This window comes from Pseudomonas fulva (genome assembly GCF_023517795.1).
Classification (GTDB): domain Bacteria; phylum Pseudomonadota; class Gammaproteobacteria; order Pseudomonadales; family Pseudomonadaceae; genus Aquipseudomonas; species Aquipseudomonas fulva_D.
In genome coordinates this window covers 4,701,031-4,717,587 of sequence record NZ_CP082928.1, presented here as the reverse complement: position 1 = coordinate 4,717,587, position 16,557 = coordinate 4,701,031, and the positions used below count along the sequence as shown (strand labels likewise).

Sequence of the window (16,557 nt, the reverse complement as noted above, 5' to 3'; positions counted from 1 at the left end):
AGCGCAAAGTCTATCACCTCGAGCGGCCTGCTCAGGCCTTCTCGCCGTCCTGATCGCCTTGCGGCGCCAGCGTCGAGCCCAGCAGGCCCTGCACGCCATCGAGCAGGCGCCCGTTGAGCTGCTCGGCCTTTTCCAGGCGCCCGGCATCGAACCGCTCGTCCAGCGAGAACCCACCCTTGAGCAGGTCCTGCAGCAGCCCCTTGCCGTCACTGACCCAGGCATCCGCCGTGCGCAGGGCATCGAGCAGGCTCTGGGCGTAATCGGTAAGCGCGCCGTTGGTCGCGCTGGCTGGCTGCCCACCCTGATTGGAGACCGCCCCGTAGGTATCGGTGGCCTGGCGTACGCTGGTCTGGGTCAGGCGCAGCGACATGGAGGCCAGTTGCGAGCTGTCCATGTCCAGCGCCATGGCGCGGTCGAAGGCCCCGGCCATATCGCCGGAATAGAAGGAATTGGACAGATCCTGCACCTGGTTGAAGAGTTTCCCCAGGGCGGCCTTTTCCTCATCATCCAGCTCACCCTCGACCTCCACCTGCCAGCCGCCGATCTGCAGGCTGCCGGACTGGCTGCCGGCACCTTCGGTGCGCGACCAGGCTGCCGAGGCCTGGGCAACCGACACGCGCAGGCGGTCGCCGTCACGGGTGGTGATGTTGAGTTCGAAGCTTTCCGCCACCGCGGCGAAACGGTCGCTGGAGGTCGGCGTGACGCCGCCGTTGCCGCCGGTGGCCGGTACGGCACCGTAGAGCTTGTCGAGCCCGGCGAACCCCTGCTCGATGCGCTTGAAGGTGTCGTCGATGTCGGTGGCGACTTTATCCTTGAGCATGCCCATGCCATCGAGCATCTTGCGCGCCTCGTCGAAACCCTTCTGTACGCCGGAACGGGCCTGATCGAGGAGCTGTTGCAGCTTCTCGGGGCTGGCCCCCGATGCCGCCTCGCTCTTGAGGCGCTGCTCGACGAAGCCCAGCACACGATCGGCGACTTTCTCCGGGGAGAAGTCGTCCTGCTTGGCCGTCAGCGAGCCTGGCGGCAGGCCGAGGCGCTCAGCCAGGCGGTTGGACAGCGCGGCCTGGGCATCGGCCGCATTGCGAATGGTGGGCTGGCCGCCGAGTTGGGGCGAGCGGCCTGTCGTGTTGGTCGACAGCGGGATGGAAATAGCCATGGCAAGTCACCGAAACGGAGCATGTCCAAGGTTGACGGCAGCCCTCGACGAAAGTTTAGGGCCGGCTTTCAAACAATCGACCCAACGGTAAACACGCTCAATCCTGGCTAACCGCACCGATCCTGTGGATCGACAGGTCGGCGCCGTAATACTCCTGCTCCTGGCTCAGGCGAATGCCCACCAGCAGCTTGAGCAGGCCATAGACCACAAAGCCGCCGAGCAGGGCCACAGCCACGCCGGCCAGACTGCCAACCAGCTGACTGGTGAGGCTCACACCGCCCAGGCCACCCCACAACGGCTGGCCAAAGATGCCGCAGGCGATGCCGCCCCACAGGCCGCACAAGCCATGCAGGGGCCAGACACCGAGCACGTCATCGATCTTCCATTTCACCTGCGTCGCGGTGAACGCCCAGACGAACAGCGCGCCGGCGATGGCGCCGGTGACCAATGCGCCCACTGGATGCATCAGGTCGGAGCCGGCGCAGATGGCAACCAGCCCGGCCAGCGGGCCGTTGTGCAGGAAGCCCGGATCGTTGCGACCGACGATCAACGCTGCCAGGGTGCCGCCGACCATCGCCATCAGGGTATTGACGGCCACCAGCCCGCTGATGCTGCCCAAGGTCTGGGCGCTCATCACGTTGAAGCCGAACCAGCCGATGATCAGCACCCAGGAGCCCAGCGCCAGAAACGGAATGCTCGACGGTGCCATGGCCACCAGGCGCCCATCCCGATAGCGGCCATCACGACGGCCCAGCAGCACGACCGCGGCGAAGGCCAGCCAGCCGCCGACCCCGTGCACCACCACCGAGCCGGCGAAATCGTGGAACGGCGCGCCGAACCGCGCCTGCAGCCATGGCTGGAAGCCGAAGTTGCCGTTCCAGATCATGCCTTCGAAGAACGGGTAGACGAAGGCGACGATCAGGGCGGTGGCGCACAGCTGCGGGCCGAAGCGTGCGCGCTCGGCAATGCCGCCGGAAATGATCGCCGGGATCGCCGCGGCGAAGGTCAACAGGAAGAAGAACTTCACCAGCCCATAACCATTGCCCTCGACCAGCACCGCGGCCGGGTGCAGGAAGCTCACCCCATAGGCGATCCAGTAGCCGATGAAGAAATAGGCGATGGCCGAGATGGCGAAGTCCGAGAGGATCTTCGACAGCGCATTGACCTGGTTCTTCTGCCGTACGGTGCCGACCTCGAGAAAGGCAAAGCCGGCGTGCATGGCCAGAACCATGATGGCGCCGATCAGGATGAAAAGCGTGTTGGAACCGTGGATCAGGGTTTGCACGGCACTGTCGAGGGTTTGCATCGAAGCACAGACTCCGCAGCGAAAAAGCACCAAAAAGGAACACCAGGCCGGCATTAGCACCATTAACAAGCACTCCATCGCATTGCGCTGCGCCCCCATTGGGAGCGTAGCGGCATCATGGCGCACCGTCGCCGTGCTCTTTCTGAACTTATTCTTTGTTTATCAACGATTTAATAGGGCACCAGGCAAATGCCTGGAAAGCGGCCGAGCACCATAACCATGCATCTCGCTCAGCCTCGCGGCTCGACAATGCAATGCCTGTGCCCTCCGCGGGGTCGCCGCGCCTATCCCGGCAGATAGAGTGAACCTGCCAAGGGAGCGCTACTCGAACCCCTTACACCGCCTCATACCTACAGGAGATTGATCAATGGCCCGCCCACTTCCCCCGCGCCCCGCAGCTCCCGCCAACAAGGAAGAGTTGCTCGAAGAATTCCAGGCACTGGTCCGTGACACCGAAACCCTGCTGCAACACTCCGCCAGCCTGGTCGGCGATCAGGCCGAAGAGCTGCGTGCGCAGATCCGCGACAGCCTGGGCCGCGCGCGCACCACGCTGAAGAACACCGAAGACACCGTAGTCCAGCGTGGCCGTGCAGTGGCCGGCGCGACCGAGGACTACGTGCAGACCCACCCGTGGCAGACCATCGGCATTGCCGCCGGCATTGGTATACTGATCGGCATGCTCATTAGCCGACGTTGATCAGGACAGCCCATGGATGACAGCCAGACAGCAGCACCTACCAGCCGCGGCCCTTCGCCACGGCGCCTGGCCGGTGCGCTGCTCGGGCTGGTCCATGGCCATGTGGCGCTGTTCAGCGAAGAGATCAAGGAACAGCAGGCCCGCACCGTCACTCTGCTGATCCTGACCGGCCTGTGCATCCTGTTCGGCCTCCTGCTGATCGTCGGCCTTTCCGCCGCCCTGCTGATCGGCTTCTGGGACACCCACCGTATTCTGGTCATCACCCTGCTCTGCCTCTTCTATGCAGCAGGCCTGCTGGTTTGCGGCTGGCACCTGGTACAGCGCATGCGCAATGCGCCGGCGCCCTTCAGCGCCAGCCTCGAAGAACTGGCCCGTGATCGCGAGCAACTGCTGCCATGACCGACAAAAGCACCAGGGAACTGCGCAAGACCATGCTGCGGCTGCGCCTGGAAATGCATCGCCAGGAAATTCGTCATGAAACCCTGGTCATGCTCGAGCCGCTGCAACGAGCCAAGGACCTGGGCACACAGTGGCGCGAGGAACTCAAGAAGAGCAACGCACCAATCTGGATCACCGGTGGTGTGTTCGCGCTGACGGTACTGGGCATGCGCGGGGGCCAATGGCGCCGCTGGCTGCGCATGGCACTTGCCGCCTTTCCTGACCTGCGCAAACGCGCACCTCGGGATACAAGCGAAAAGCCAGCAGAAAAACCCGATCAAGCGTAAAACTGGCTACCTTATTGCTAGAAATGGCGCTAAAGGCCAGGTCATATCCCGGCCCCCGCCCCTATCACTAAGGATGTGCCCGGTGCTCGACGGTCAACCTACCGCCGTCTTCCAACCCTTTATCGATACCGCTACCGGACAGATTGCCGGCGTCGAGGCGCTGGCGCGATTGCGCGACGCCCGGGGCCACCTGCATTCCGCCGGGCCGCTGTTCGCCGATCCGAAAACGCCCGCCGCAGCCCTACGCAGGCTTGACCGAGCCGTTCGCGAGCAGGCGTTCGCGCGCTTTCACGATGCGCCCTTGGACTGGTTTCTGAGCGTCAACATCTCTCCGCGCTGGATTGCCCGCCTGCGTCCGCAACAGGCGTTGCCGAGCCTCAGGCAACTGGCGAGCAGTGGCGTGGATCCCAGCCGCGTGGTGTTCGAGATCACCGAACTGGGCGGCGCCAGCCAGCGCCTGGCGGCCGTGGCAGCCCGTTATCGCGAGGCCGGGGTACGTATCGCCATCGACGACTTCGGCGCCGGCTACTCGCAGCTCGACCGCGTTCTGGCCCTGCGCCCCGACATCCTCAAACTGGACATGCGCCTGTTCCAGGAGGCGGCCCGTGGCGGGCCCAGCGGTGAAGTGGTCAAGGCGCTGGCGATGATGGCGGAGAAGACCGGCTGCTGGATCATCGCCGAAGGGGTGGAGACCGAAGCCGAACTGGAGTTTGCCCTCGAGTGTGGCGCACGCTACGTGCAAGGTTATCTGTTCGCCAAGCCGGAGCTCGACTTCTTCGCCAGCAGTGCGTTCGTCGAATGCTTCGCCAGGCTGCGCAACGCCTACGTGCACAAGAAACTCGCCGACCGCATGCAGCTGATGACCTTGCGCCGCCAGCTTGCCGAGTTGTTCACGCAGTTCAAGCACAGTCCCGAAGGGCTGGCGCCGCAGGTCACGCCAGGCGCGTATCCCTGGCTGATCCGCCTGTACCAATGCGACCGCCACGGCACCCAGGTCACCCCCAACCTGGAGTGGCGCAACGGCGCCTGGCAGGCCGATGATCGCTACCTGGGCCACAACTGGTCATGGCGCCCCTACTTCTACCAGTTGCTCGCCGAAGGCTGGGAAGAGCGCCGTCTGATCCTGTCCAATACCTACCGCGACGCCACCACCAACCAGTACTGCCTGACCGCCGGGCAGTTCATCGACAACGGCAGCCGCCTGCTGCTGGTCGACATCGACGCCAATGGACTTTAGTGGATGTGGCCTTGCAGTTGCTCGGACGAACAGGGAAGCTAGCGGGCATCCGCGTGCACGGCTCGCCTGGCGAGACCGTGCCCGCACCGTCGTCTCCGGTAAAGGAAGCACGCTTGGACTGGCAAACACTGCTCACCCGTGAACGTCTCGGTAAACCGTCGCCCAGCGCCGATGAACTGGGCCGCAGCCCCTTCCACAAGGATCACGACCGGATCATCTTCTCCGGTGCCTTTCGCCGGCTGGGCCGCAAGACCCAGGTGCATCCGGTATCCAGCAACGACCATATCCATACCCGCCTGACCCATTCCCTGGAGGTCAGCTGCGTGGGCCGCTCCCTGGGCATGCGTGTCGGCGAGATGCTGCGCGGCGAACTGCCGGCCTGGTGCGCACCCAGCGACCTGGGCATGGTGGTGCAGTCGTCCTGCCTGGCCCATGACATCGGCAACCCGCCGTTCGGCCACTCCGGCGAAGACGCCATTCGCCACTGGTTCCAGCAGGCCGCCGGGCGTGGCTGGCTGGACGCCATGAGCGACGCCGAGCGCGGCGACTTTCTCAGCTTCGAAGGCAACGCCCAGGGGTTTCGCGTGCTCACCCAGCTGGAGTATCACCAGTTCGATGGCGGCACGCGGCTGACCTATGCCACCCTCGGCGCCTACCTGAAGTACCCCTGGACCTCACGGCATGCCGAGGCACTGGGCTATAAAAAGCACAAGTTCGGCTGCTACCAGAGCGAGCTGCCGCTGCTCGAGCAGATCTCCAGCAAACTGGGCCTGCCGCAGCTCGAGGAGCAGCGCTGGGCGCGCCATCCCCTGGTCTACCTGATGGAGGCGGCCGACGACATCTGCTACGGTCTGATCGACCTGGAAGATGGCCTGGAAATGGAGCTGCTCGACTACGCCGAGGTGGAGTCCCTGCTGCTCGACCTGGTCGGCGACGACCTGCCGGAAACCTACCGCCAGCTCGGCCCGCACGACTCGCGTCGGCGCAAGCTGGCGATCCTGCGTGGCAAGGCCATCGAGCACCTGACCAACTCGGCCGCCCAGGCCTTCGTCGAGCAGCAGTCCAGCCTGCTGGCCGGCCGCCTGGAAGGCGACCTGGTCGAGCATATGCACGGCCCGGCCAAGCACTGCGTGCAAGCGGCCAAGGCCATGGCCCGCGAGAAGATCTTTCAGGACAAGCGCAAGACGCTGCACGAGATCGGTGCCTACACCACCCTGGAAATTCTCCTCAACGCCTTCTGCGGCGCGGCGCTGGAGCAACACGGCGGGCGCACGCCGTCATTCAAGAACCGGCGTATCCTCGACCTGCTGGGCCATAACGCCCCCGACCCGCACTGGCCGCTGTACCGCTCGTTCCTGCGCATGATCGACTTCATCGCCGGCATGACCGACAGCTACGCCACCGAAATGGCGCGGGAAATGACCGGTCGCTCGAGCCCGGTCTGACGATGCGCCAGGTATTCAGGCAGCTGTTCAGCTGGCACGCCGGGCCACCCGCCTGGGGGCCGGCGGTGGTCGCCGGCCTGGGTTGCGCGCTGCCACTGCTGCTTGGTTTGTTCAGCGCCCACCCGGGATTTTTGTGGGCGTCGGTCGGCGCCTTCCAGGCGGCCCAGGCCAATCCGCTGCACCGCTTCGGCATGTTGCGCATGCTGCTGCTCACCGGCCTGGGTGCCTGCAGTGCCGGGCTGGGCTTCTGGTCGGCGACCCACCCGCTGATCAGCCTGTCGCTGTTCGCCGGCTTCGGCCTGCTGCTGGCCTGGCTGCAGCGCTTTGGCACCGAAACCGGCAAACTGGGTATCGGCCTGACGGTGTGCCTGTGCCTGGGCCAAGGCCAATACGGCAGCAGCATGCTGAACAACCCCAACGCCATCGCCATGCTGTTCATGCTCGGCGGGCTCTGGGTGATGCTGCTGGCATTCGGCTTGCGCGGCCTGCATGGCCTGCGCATGTGGCCACACATGCCGCGCCTGATCAGCCTGCTCAAGGTGCTGCGCCGCCACGCCGGGCGCCAGTCCCGCCAGCAGTGGGGCCTGTATGCCCTGGGCTGCACGGTGGCGGTTTCCCTGGCCGGCCTGATCGTCAACCTGGCGCACCTGCAGCGCGGTTACTGGCTGACCCTGGCGGTGGTCACCACCTTGCAGCTGGAATTTCGCGGCAGCCTGGTGCGGGCACTGCAGGCGAGCATGGCCAGTCTCGGCGCCGCCGGCCTGCTGATCCTGTTCGGCCATAGCCTGCAGAGCCCACCGCTGATGGTCGCCATCATGCTGCCGCTGATCATGCTCAGCCGCGCCCTGCAGGCCAACCACTACGGGCTGTTCGTGCTGCAGACGACGGTCTGCTTCGTGCTCCTGGCCGAGAGCCTGGCCAAGGACTGGCACCTCCCGCAGGTACGGCTGTTCAACGTCACCCTGGGTATCCTGCTGACGCTGTTCATCGCCCTGTTGATGCACGGCCTGCGCCAATGGCTGGATAACCGCAACGCCGCCAGGCTACGCACCGCGGCAACAGACGAGCAAGCGCCGGCGCAGCAACCGGAAACACAGGCAATGAACGACGAATGACCCAGGGCAGGTACAAAAGAAAAGGGCCTCGAACGAGGCCCTTTGTCGTGGATCAGGAAGCCGAGTTGATCTCTTTTTCCGGGTACCACACGTCCAGCAGCGGGCTGACGCTGAAATCGACCAGCTCGGAACGGCCCTTGAGCCAGGCTTCCACGGCGGTCCGTTGTTCTTCGCTGACCGAACCACGCTTGGCCAGGCACACCAGGCCGTAGTCGTCGCCGCCAACATAGCCCAGGCCGTTGGCGTTCATCGCGTCGCTCAGGAAGGCATCGAGGAAGGCATCGACCGCTTCGTCGCTCAGGTCTTCCTTGAAGTTCAGGTTCAGCTCGAAACCCAGCTCCTGAAACTCGTCCACACAGAGTTTCTTGCGCAGACGACGGGAACGATTGGTAGCCATGGGTATAGATCCTTGCAGAGTGATAACGCGCGGCACTCTACCAGTTTAGAGGCGGCGATGCCCGCCGGCCGACGAAAAATCCACCGCTGCCATCGCCACGACGACCGTCAGCGGATCGCCGGCCATAAAATCCCGCGATCACCGGCCCTTGCCGGCCTGGTGATGGGGCATAATGCGCGGCATTGTCCCAAACCGCTGTGGGAGCTCGTAATGCGATTTTCCGTTGTACCTGCCGTGCGGAGGTTGCGCATCCTCCGCCCTCTGGCCCTCGCCTGCCTCGTTCTGCCCACCACCCTGCCGGTTTATGCAGCCACCAGCGCCACACTTCCGGAAAGCGTTGCCAAGAGCCTGAAGGCCAACAAGATCGGTCAACAGTCGCTGTCGGTGGTGACCCTGCCGCTCAACGGCCCGGGTAATGGCACCATTTTCAATGCCGACGTGTCGGTGAACCCGGCCTCGACCATGAAGCTGATCACCACCTTCGCGGCCCTCGAGCTGCTCGGCCCGACCTTCCAGTGGAAGACCGAGTTCTACACCGATGGCCAGCTCAAGGACGGCGTGCTCAACGGCAACCTGTACCTCAAGGGCGGCGGCGATCCCAAGCTGAACATGGAAAAGCTCTGGCTGATGCTGCGCGACTTGCGTGCCAACGGCGTGCGCCAGGTGACCGGCGATCTGGTGCTCGACCGCAGCCACTTCGTGCAACCGGACCTGCCCGCCTTCAACGACGACGGCGGCGATGCCAACAAGCCCTATCTGGTCACCCCCGACTCGTTGCTGGTCAACCTCAAGGCGCTGCGCTTCATCGCCCGCGCCGAGAACGGCAAGGTCACCGTCGCCGCCGAGCCGCCCCTGGCCGGGCTGACCCTGGACAATCAGGTCAAGGTGCTCAAGGCCGGCAAATGCCCGGCCTGGCCGGACGTGCGCTACAACCCGGTCAAGGAGTTCGACGGTACCCGGGTGATCGTCACCGGCCAGCTGACCGACGGCTGCAGCGCCCAGACCTACCTGTCGCTGCTCGATCACCCCGCCTATGCCGCCGGCGCGGTACGGGCGATCTTCGGTGAGCTGGGCGGCAGCATCATGGGCAAGGACCGCCAGGCCGAAGTGCCGAAGAGCGCCTCCCTGCTGGCCCGTGCCTTCTCGCCAGACCTGGTGGAGATCATCCGCGACATCAACAAGTACAGCAACAACACCATGGCCCGTCAGCTGTTCCTCAGCATCGGTGCGCAGAACCGCAACGAAGCGGATGTCGACGACGCCCACGCCGCGCAACGGGTGATCCGCGCCTGGCTGGCGCGCAAGGGCATCACCGCCCCGCAACTGGTCATGGAAAACGGCTCCGGGCTGTCCCGCGCCGAACGTATCAGTGCCCGGGAAATGGGCCGCATCCTCGAGGCGGCCTGGAAGAGCCCCTTTGCCGCCGAGTTCATCAGCTCGATGCCGATCGTCGCGCTGGACGGCACCATGCGCAAACGCCTGCGCAACACGCCAATGGCCGGCCAGGCGCACATCAAGACCGGCACCCTCAACAACGTGCGCGCCATCGCCGGCTTCAGCCGCGACAGCAACGGCAACAGCTGGGCGGTGGTGGCCATCCTCAACGACCCGAAACCCTGGGGCGCCTCGGTGATTCTCGACCAGGTGCTGCTCGACCTCTACAAACAGCCGAAGGGCACCGCCCGATAGCGCTGAAGGAGCACGAGTCGAGCGCAGCGACACCCGGGAAGCCCTCCTGGGTATCGCTACGCTAGCGTACCGGCGTCACTTGGCCATGATTTTCCAGGCACGATGGATCTTGGCATTGCGCGCAAAATCCGGATCGATGGTTTCGCCGGTGATCTCCTCGACCCGATAACGTGCCGGCAGCTGCTCGTCGAGCAGGAACTTGCGGAAGTTGTTGGAGAAGTACAGCACGCCGCCCGGCGCCAGACGCGCCATGGCCATGTCCAGCAACTGCACGTGGTCGCGTTGCACGTCGAACACCCCTTCCATGCGCTTGGAGTTGGAGAAGGTCGGCGGGTCGATGAAGATCAGTTCGTACTCGCCACGGTCATCGGCCAGCCAGCTCATCACGTCGCCCTGCTCCAGGCGGTTCTTGTCCGAGAAGCCGTTGAGCGACAGGTTGCGCCGCGCCCAGTCCAGATAGGTCTTCGATAGGTCGACGCTGGTGGTGCTGCGCGCGCCGCCCTTGGCCGCGTGCACACTGGCCGTGGCGGTGTAGCAGAACAGGTTGAGGAAGCGCTTGCCGGCCGCCTCTTTCTGGATGCGCAGGCGCAGCGGGCGGTGGTCGAGGAACAGGCCGGTATCCAGGTAGTCGGTAAGGTTGACCAGCAGCTTGATGCCGCCCTCCTTCACCTCCATGAACTGGCCCTGGGCCGCCTGGCGCTCGTACTGCCTGGTACCGCTCTGCCGCTCGCGCCGCTTGATCACCACCTTGCTCTTGTCGATGCCCAGGGCCTGGGGAATCGCCGCCAGGGCATCGAACAGGCGCGCCTGGGCCTTTTCCGGGTCGATCGAGCGCGGCGCGGCATATTCCTGCACGTGCACCCAGTCGTGGTACAGATCCACGGCCAGGGCGTATTCGGGCATGTCGGCATCGTACAGGCGGTAGCAGTCGACGCCTTCGCGGCGCGCCCATTTGCCGAGCTGCTTGAGGTTCTTCTGCAGGCGGTTGGCGAACATCTGCCCGCCCTCGCTCAGGCGTGCCTGCTCGACCGGCGCGGCGGCCGGCTTGATCGGGTTGCCGTTGCGATTGAGCTTGGGCGCCTCGGCCTGCAGCTCGCTCTGCTCCCGTTCGCGCTCACGCTGTTCCGGTGTGCGCCGCTCGCCGGTGACGAACTGCTCGGGCTGCACCTTGATCAGCAGCAATTTGCACGGCAAGGCGCCGTTCCAGAACGCGTACTGCTTTTGGCTGCGAATGCCCATGCGCTTGCCCAGGTCGGGCGCGCCAGTGAATACCGCCGCCTCCCAGCCCATGCAGGCCTGACGCAGGCGCTCACCAAGGTTCTGGTAGAGGTACAGCAGGCTCGCCTCGTCGCCCAGGCGCTCGCCATAGGGCGGGTTGCTGATCACCAGGCCTTTCTGGTTCTGGTCCGGGCGCGGCTCGAAGGTCGCCACTTCGCCCTGGTAGACCTTGATCCAGTCGCTCAGCCCGGCGCGATCGATGTTGTTGCGCGCCGGCTGGATCAGCCGCGGATCGGCTTCGTAACCACGGATCCACAAGGGTGGTTTGGCCAGGCCCGCGGCAGCGCGCTCCTCGGCCTCGGCACGCAGGCGAGTCCAGGTGGCCGGCACATGGCCGAGCCAGTTGCTGAAGCCCCACTGCTCGCGCGCCAGGTTCGGCGCGATATCGGCGGCGATCATCGCCGCCTCGACCAGAAAGGTGCCCACGCCGCACATCGGGTCGGCCAGGGCGCCGCCCTCGGCGGCAATGCGCGGCCAGCCGGCGCGGATCAGCACGGCCGCCGCCAGGTTCTCTTTCAACGGCGCCGCCCCCTGCTGCAGGCGATAGCCGCGCTGGTGCAGGCTGTGGCCGGAGAGATCCAGGGACAGGATCGCTTCGCCGCGATCCAGGCGCAGGTGCACGCGCAGGTCGGGGTTGAGCTTGTCTACCGAGGGGCGGGTACCGTCGGCCTGGCGCAGCTTGTCGACGATGGCGTCCTTGACCTTCAGGGCGCCGAAATGGGTGTTGTCGATGCCCGAGCCATGGCCACTGAACTCCACCGCCAGGGAGCCACTCGGCTCCAGGTGCTCGAACCAGTCGATGTCGAGCACGCCCTGGTAGAGCGACTCGGCATCGCGCACCGGAAAGCGCGCCAGCACCAGCAGCACCCGGTTGGCCAGGCGCGACCACAGGCACAGCCGGTAGGCGGTTTCCATGCTGGCCATGCCACGAATGGCCGAAGTGTGCTCGCGGGGCTCAATCAGGCCGAGCGCCTTGGCTTCCTCGAGCAACAGGCCTTCGAGCCCCTTGGGGCAGGTGAGGAAGAGTTCGTTTTGCTCCGACATCATAGATCCAGTGCCCGAAGGCGGTAATGGGTTGGCCCAATGGTGGGGGCAACCAAAAATAAGTGACAAGAAGTCGCAATGCGACCCTTCGTCCGAATAAATAGCAGCTGCAATCGATAGCCATTCAGGATGGCAAAACACCAGCAAATCCGACCCAAGCCGCTGCTGGCGCGGGTTTCAGCTACCAGGGCAGCCACCGCGCCAGGAGCTTATGGCCTCACCCTCGAAAGCGTTACGTCCTTATGACAAATCGATCATTCACACCGCATCGTGCATTCGATAGAAATCTACCCAGGCCGTCGTCGCAACGACGATGGCACATGGAGGCTCGCGACGCCGGCAGCGGACTCCAACGGCAGACCATCTGCCTGACCTCCTGGAGGTCTACGGGACATAAACAGTCAACAAGTGAGGGCAACACCCTATGAGAAGACTTAAGCGTGATCCGTTAGAAAAAGCATTTTTGCGCGGCTATCAGTACGGTATCAGTGGTAAATCCCGCGAGCTGTGTCCTTTCACTCTTCCGTCCGTGCGTCAAGCCTGGCTCAATGGCTGGCGTGAAGGCCGCGGTGACAACTGGGACGGTTTGACCGGCACTGCCGGTATTCATCGACTTAACGAACTTCGCGCTGTCGGCTAACGCCAGGGACCTACCGACTTCACCAAGCACGCTCCATCCGAGCGGCGGGCGCAAGCCCAGGGGCTCCCTCAGGGAGCCCTTTTTATTGCCTGGGATTCAACGCCGCGCTGCCGCGATGGCGTCCACCGCCTCACGAATCAACGCCGGCCCCTTGTAGATGAAGCCCGAGTAGATCTGCACCAGGCTCGCGCCTGCGGCGATCTTCTCGGCCGCATGGCGACCCTCGGTGATGCCACCGGCCGCGATGATCGGCAACCGCCCACCCAGTTCGCCTGCCAGCACGCTCACCGTGTGGGTGCTCTTGTCGCGCACCGGGGCACCGGAAAGCCCGCCGGCCTCGTTGGCGAACGCCAGGTTCTCGACGCCTTCGCGGCTCAGCGTGGTATTGGTGGCGATCACTGCATCCATGCCGCTTTCCAGCAGCGCCGCGGCGACCTGCACGGTTTCCTCGTCGCTCATGTCCGGGGCGATCTTGATCGCCAGCGGCACACGGCGGCCGTGGCTCAGGGCCAGTTCGTTCTGGCGCTTGTGCAGGGCATCGAGCAGTTGCTTGAGCGAATCGCCGAACTGCAGGCTGCGCAGCCCCGGCGTGTTCGGCGAGCTGACATTGACGGTGACGTAGCTGGCATGGGCATAGACCTTGTCCAGGCAGATCAGGTAGTCGTCCACTGCACGCTCGACCGGGGTATCGACGTTCTTGCCGATGTTGATGCCCAGCACGCCGCGGTACTTGGCCGCCTGCACGCGGGCCAGCAGGTGGTCGACGCCATGGTTGTTGAAGCCCATGCGGTTGATGATCGCCTCGGCCTCGGGCAGGCGGAACAGGCGCGGCTTGGGATTGCCCGGCTGCGGCCGTGGGGTGACGGTGCCGATCTCCACGAAGCCGAAGCCCAGCTGCGCGAAACCATCGATGGCATCGCCGTTCTTGTCCAGGCCCGCGGCCAGGCCCACCGGGTTGGCGAACTGCAACCCCATGACCGTCACCGGCAGGCTGCTCGGCGCCTTGCACAGCCGGCCGGCCAGGCCCAGGCGGCCAGCGGCGCCGACCAGATCGATGGACAGCTCGTGGGAAGTTTCCGGGGACAGTTTGAACAGCAGCTCGCGGGCCAGGTTGTACATGGGCAGGCTTAGCTCGGCAGTGGCGAAATCGAAAGGCGCGAATTATAGCCGGCCAAGGCTGCGACTAGCGAGGATTAGAGCCGGTTAACGGTGTCGCGAGCCAGATAGGCAAGAAGTGTCAACTGCAAGGCAGAAGCGGCCATTCGAAGCGGCTGCTTTTGTGGGAGGGGCTTTAGCCCCGATGTGCCTGACTAGGCGCAAAGAACTCGAGGCTAAAGCCTCTCCCACAACCTTTGCTCACCGGCTGCTTGCGCCACTTAGCTGCCAAGATCGACGAACCTAGGTTGAAAAGATTATCAGCAGGTTCTCAGGGCAAGCGCCGAAGGCTCAGCAGTTCACCGGCATCGTTGAATTGCAGCTCGAAGGAACCATGGATACCCGCATGGGTCAGAAACGGTCGAAAATGGTGGGCCGGGATGCTGACCCGGCGTCCATCGCGGCTGAGCGCCTGAATGCGGTTGGCCCGCCCCTGATAGATCGCCTGCACGCGGTCTGCGGGTAATGCGATATCCAGAACCAGGCTGGCCATGGAGGCTCCTTGCAGGTGAATGAACGGATTCTGCCACACTCAGGGGTGCTGCACGCGTCACGCCCAGGCATTTCGGCCACTCGCAGGACATTCTGTACGTGGGGTCGTGCAAGTCATTGCCGGCTCTGCCACACTGCGCCTGGCACACCGACGTACACGAGCTGCCATGAGCCTGCCTGAACAGCCCAGCCCTCTCTCCTCGCGCCTGGCCGCCCTGGCCCAGCGTGTTGGCCTGCTTGGTCGTGGCTGCAAGCCCATTTTCGAACGCGCCAGCCAGTTGCAGCTGCCGTTCTCCGCGATCCCCACCTTTGCCGACAACATCTGCTGGCTTGGCGGCCCGCCCCTGCAGCGCCTCAAGGATCTGCCGCGTGGAGCCCTGTCCGGCCCGGTGCAGGAAGACAAGGCCGAAGCCCATGCCGCCCTGACCCGGCTCATCGAGGTCGAACATCGCCATCTGCAGCAGTTCGACCTGCGCCTGGTCGACAGCCTCGTGCATTGCGACGGCAGCTACGGCAGCCTCGAGGATTATGCGGCCAGCGAAGCCTGCCGGCAGATTCGCATCATCAGCTATCGCGACTTCCTCAAGCACCTGGGCAAGGCGTTGCCGGACTATCCGCATCAGCGCCTCGAACTGTTTCACGCCCAGTGGCGCGGCGAGCGGCTGTTCTGGGCCGGCGATGGCCATCCGGAAGCCTTTGCCAGCGCAGTGGCCTACGCGCGGCTGCGCGGCCTGGAAATCACCCTGCCGGCGCACATCACCTACTACCGCATCAGCGCCGATGGCCTGCACGATCTGGAACAGCGCTACCACGCCCTGGCGATGCCTTGCGCGGCTTGGAGCGATGCCCGTTTCATGCAGCTGCTGATGGAGCACGAGGTGCCCTACGCGCGCCTGAGCCTGCTGCGCACCCCTGGCTCGCCGGAATTCCTGTTGCTGCCCAAGCATTCGCCCCAGGCTTGTGCGCTGGGTGAGGGCCTGCTTCACGCCGGCGCCCCGGACATGCTGCGTTACGTGCGGGAACTGGGCTGACCGACAGGTTTTGTAACCACTTCATCGAGACGCGTGCGCCGATCACGGGTCAGTCTTTGCTCCCCTATTCGTCTGGAGCACCATCGTGCGCATTGCCCTCGCTTCTTTGCTGATCGCAGGCAGCCTGCCTGCCCTTGCTGCCGAAACACCGCGCTATGGCGCCGAGCTGCAGGGTTTCGACTACCCCCATGAAGTCAAACGTTTCAACTTCGAGTCGCAAGGCAATTCGCTGCAGATGGCCTACATGGACGTGCAACCGGAAAAGGCCAATGGCCGCACCATCCTGCTGATGCACGGCAAGAACTTCTGCGCGGCGACCTGGGAGGGCAGCATCGAGGCGCTCACCAAGGCGGGCTACCGCGTGGTAGCGGCGGACCAGGTGGGCTTCTGCAAGTCCAGCAAGCCGGCGCATTACCAGTACAGCTTCCAGCAACTGGCCAGCAACACCCATGCGCTGCTCGAACAGATCGGCGTCGACAAGGTGACCGTCATGGGCCATTCCATGGGCGGCATGCTCGCCACCCGCTACGCCCTGCTCTACCCCGAGCAGGTCGAGCAACTGGTAATGGTCAACCCGATCGGCCTGGAGGACTGGAAGACCCTCGGCGTGCCTTACCTGAGCGTCGATCAGTGGTACCAGCGCGAACTGAAAACCACCGCCGAGGCCAGCCGCAACTACCAGAAGAACACCTACTACGCCGGCCAGTGGCGGCCCGAGTTCGATCGCTGGGTCGACATGCAGGCCGGCATGTTCAAGGGTGACGGCAAGGAGATCGTTGCCTGGAACTCGGCGCTGACCTACGACATGGTCTACACCCAGCCGGTGGTCTACGAGTTCTCCGAACTGCGGATGCCCACGCTGTTGCTGATCGGCGAGCAGGACAACACCGCCGTCGGCAAGGACGCAGCGCCCGCAGCGCTGCGCAGCAAGCTGGGCAACTACAAGGCACTGGGCCCGGCCACGGCCAAACGCATTCCCGATGCGACCCTGGTGACCTTCGCCGACCTTGGCCATTCGCCACAGATCCAGGAGCCCGAGCGCTTCCACAAGGCACTGCTCGAAGGACTCCAGCGACAGCCCTGAGCGGTATCAACGCAGAGCCCACGACAGATATGAAAACGCCCCGAACAGGTCGGGGCGTTTTCGTTT

At 64.6% G+C, this 16,557-nt stretch carries 16 protein-coding genes; 10 read left to right on the top strand and 6 right to left on the bottom strand.

Going from position 1 to position 16,557, the window contains the following annotated elements:
* Positions 1–31 precede the first annotated feature (31 nt).
* Entirely contained in the window at positions 32–1,156 is a 1,125-nt protein-coding gene (locus K8U54_RS21745) for a DUF5610 domain-containing protein (protein ID WP_249907754.1), read from the bottom strand.
* Positions 1,157–1,253: 97 nt separating this feature from the next.
* On the bottom strand, positions 1,254–2,462 hold the full coding sequence (locus K8U54_RS21740) for an ammonium transporter (RefSeq protein ID WP_249907753.1): 1,209 nt from the start codon (positions 2,460–2,462) through the stop codon (positions 1,254–1,256).
* Between the two features lie 367 nt (positions 2,463–2,829).
* Between K8U54_RS21740 and K8U54_RS21735 the strand changes: the two genes are divergently transcribed.
* From K8U54_RS21735 to K8U54_RS21710, 6 genes are all read left to right on the top strand, one after another.
* Positions 2,830–3,159, top strand: a complete 330-nt coding sequence (locus K8U54_RS21735; RefSeq protein ID WP_249907752.1) for a DUF883 family protein — start codon at positions 2,830–2,832, stop codon at positions 3,157–3,159.
* A 12-nt stretch (positions 3,160–3,171) separates the two neighbouring features.
* Complete coding sequence (locus K8U54_RS21730) at positions 3,172–3,558, top strand: phage holin family protein (RefSeq protein ID WP_249907751.1); 387 nt, start codon at positions 3,172–3,174, stop codon at positions 3,556–3,558.
* On the top strand, positions 3,555–3,884 hold the full coding sequence (locus K8U54_RS21725) for a hypothetical protein (protein ID WP_249907750.1): 330 nt from the start codon (positions 3,555–3,557) through the stop codon (positions 3,882–3,884). Before K8U54_RS21730 ends, K8U54_RS21725 begins: the two co-directional genes overlap by 4 nt.
* A gap of 82 nt (positions 3,885–3,966) precedes the next feature.
* Entirely contained in the window at positions 3,967–5,121 is a 1,155-nt protein-coding gene (locus tag K8U54_RS21720; protein WP_249907749.1) for an EAL domain-containing protein, read from the top strand.
* Positions 5,122–5,234: 113 nt separating this feature from the next.
* Entirely contained in the window at positions 5,235–6,566 is a 1,332-nt protein-coding gene (locus K8U54_RS21715) for a deoxyguanosinetriphosphate triphosphohydrolase (RefSeq protein ID WP_249907748.1), read from the top strand.
* A 2-nt stretch (positions 6,567–6,568) separates the two neighbouring features.
* Positions 6,569–7,681 carry an FUSC family protein gene (locus K8U54_RS21710; RefSeq protein WP_249907747.1) on the top strand — a complete coding sequence of 371 codons (1,113 nt, stop codon included), beginning with the start codon at positions 6,569–6,571 and terminating at the stop codon, positions 7,679–7,681.
* Positions 7,682–7,733: 52 nt separating this feature from the next.
* Here the strand turns inward: K8U54_RS21710 and K8U54_RS21705 are convergent, their stop codons facing one another.
* Positions 7,734–8,078, bottom strand: a complete 345-nt coding sequence (locus K8U54_RS21705) for a YggL family protein (RefSeq protein WP_249907746.1) — start codon at positions 8,076–8,078, stop codon at positions 7,734–7,736.
* Between the two features lie 210 nt (positions 8,079–8,288).
* Between K8U54_RS21705 and dacB the strand changes: the two genes are divergently transcribed.
* Complete coding sequence (gene dacB, locus K8U54_RS21700; protein WP_249907745.1) at positions 8,289–9,767, top strand: D-alanyl-D-alanine carboxypeptidase/D-alanyl-D-alanine endopeptidase; 1,479 nt, start codon at positions 8,289–8,291, stop codon at positions 9,765–9,767.
* Positions 9,768–9,842: 75 nt separating this feature from the next.
* Here the strand turns inward: dacB and rlmKL are convergent, their stop codons facing one another.
* Positions 9,843–12,089, bottom strand: a complete 2,247-nt coding sequence (rlmKL, locus tag K8U54_RS21695) for a bifunctional 23S rRNA (guanine(2069)-N(7))-methyltransferase RlmK/23S rRNA (guanine(2445)-N(2))-methyltransferase RlmL (protein WP_249907744.1) — start codon at positions 12,087–12,089, stop codon at positions 9,843–9,845.
* A 424-nt stretch (positions 12,090–12,513) separates the two neighbouring features.
* Between rlmKL and rmf the strand changes: the two genes are divergently transcribed.
* A complete protein-coding gene (gene rmf, locus K8U54_RS21690; protein WP_073268316.1) occupies positions 12,514–12,729 on the top strand; it encodes a ribosome modulation factor in 216 nt (71 codons plus the stop codon).
* A 96-nt stretch (positions 12,730–12,825) separates the two neighbouring features.
* Here rmf and K8U54_RS21685 read toward each other — a convergent pair whose 3' ends face one another.
* Positions 12,826–13,848, bottom strand: coding sequence for a quinone-dependent dihydroorotate dehydrogenase (locus K8U54_RS21685; protein ID WP_249907743.1), 1,023 nt, complete (start codon positions 13,846–13,848; stop codon positions 12,826–12,828).
* 307 nt (positions 13,849–14,155) lie between these two features.
* Positions 14,156–14,377, bottom strand: a complete 222-nt coding sequence (locus K8U54_RS21680; protein WP_192425470.1) for a DUF2835 domain-containing protein — start codon at positions 14,375–14,377, stop codon at positions 14,156–14,158.
* Between the two features lie 166 nt (positions 14,378–14,543).
* Here K8U54_RS21680 and K8U54_RS21675 point away from each other — a divergent pair, with 166 nt between their 5' ends.
* Together K8U54_RS21675 and K8U54_RS21670 are read left to right on the top strand one after the other, a co-directional pair.
* Positions 14,544–15,407, top strand: coding sequence for a DUF6685 family protein (locus tag K8U54_RS21675; protein WP_249907742.1), 864 nt, complete (start codon positions 14,544–14,546; stop codon positions 15,405–15,407).
* Between the two features lie 85 nt (positions 15,408–15,492).
* The gene (locus tag K8U54_RS21670) at positions 15,493–16,491 is read left to right on the top strand and encodes an alpha/beta fold hydrolase (protein WP_434059968.1); all 999 of its coding nucleotides are present in this window, start codon (positions 15,493–15,495) and stop codon (positions 16,489–16,491) included.
* Positions 16,492–16,557 lie beyond the last annotated feature (66 nt).

Excerpts from the sequence above, each read along its gene's own strand:
- K8U54_RS21745 (WP_249907754.1), bottom strand. The coding sequence starts at position 1,156 with ATGGCTATTTCCATCCCGCTGTCGACCAACACGACAGGCCGCTCGCCC.
- K8U54_RS21740 (WP_249907753.1), bottom strand. The coding sequence starts at position 2,462 with ATGCAAACCCTCGACAGTGCCGTGCAAACCCTGATCCACGGTTCCAAC.
- K8U54_RS21735 (WP_249907752.1), top strand. The coding sequence starts at position 2,830 with ATGGCCCGCCCACTTCCCCCGCGCCCCGCAGCTCCCGCCAACAAGGAA.
- K8U54_RS21730 (WP_249907751.1), top strand. The coding sequence starts at position 3,172 with ATGGATGACAGCCAGACAGCAGCACCTACCAGCCGCGGCCCTTCGCCA.
- K8U54_RS21725 (WP_249907750.1), top strand. The coding sequence starts at position 3,555 with ATGACCGACAAAAGCACCAGGGAACTGCGCAAGACCATGCTGCGGCTG.
- K8U54_RS21710 (WP_249907747.1), top strand. The coding sequence starts at position 6,569 with ATGCGCCAGGTATTCAGGCAGCTGTTCAGCTGGCACGCCGGGCCACCC.
- K8U54_RS21705 (WP_249907746.1), bottom strand. The coding sequence starts at position 8,078 with ATGGCTACCAATCGTTCCCGTCGTCTGCGCAAGAAACTCTGTGTGGAC.
- dacB (WP_249907745.1), top strand. The coding sequence starts at position 8,289 with ATGCGATTTTCCGTTGTACCTGCCGTGCGGAGGTTGCGCATCCTCCGC.
- rlmKL (WP_249907744.1), bottom strand. The coding sequence starts at position 12,089 with ATGTCGGAGCAAAACGAACTCTTCCTCACCTGCCCCAAGGGGCTCGAA.
- rmf (WP_073268316.1), top strand. The coding sequence starts at position 12,514 with ATGAGAAGACTTAAGCGTGATCCGTTAGAAAAAGCATTTTTGCGCGGC.
- K8U54_RS21685 (WP_249907743.1), bottom strand. The coding sequence starts at position 13,848 with ATGTACAACCTGGCCCGCGAGCTGCTGTTCAAACTGTCCCCGGAAACT.
- K8U54_RS21680 (WP_192425470.1), bottom strand. The coding sequence starts at position 14,377 with ATGGCCAGCCTGGTTCTGGATATCGCATTACCCGCAGACCGCGTGCAG.
- K8U54_RS21675 (WP_249907742.1), top strand. The coding sequence starts at position 14,544 with ATGAGCCTGCCTGAACAGCCCAGCCCTCTCTCCTCGCGCCTGGCCGCC.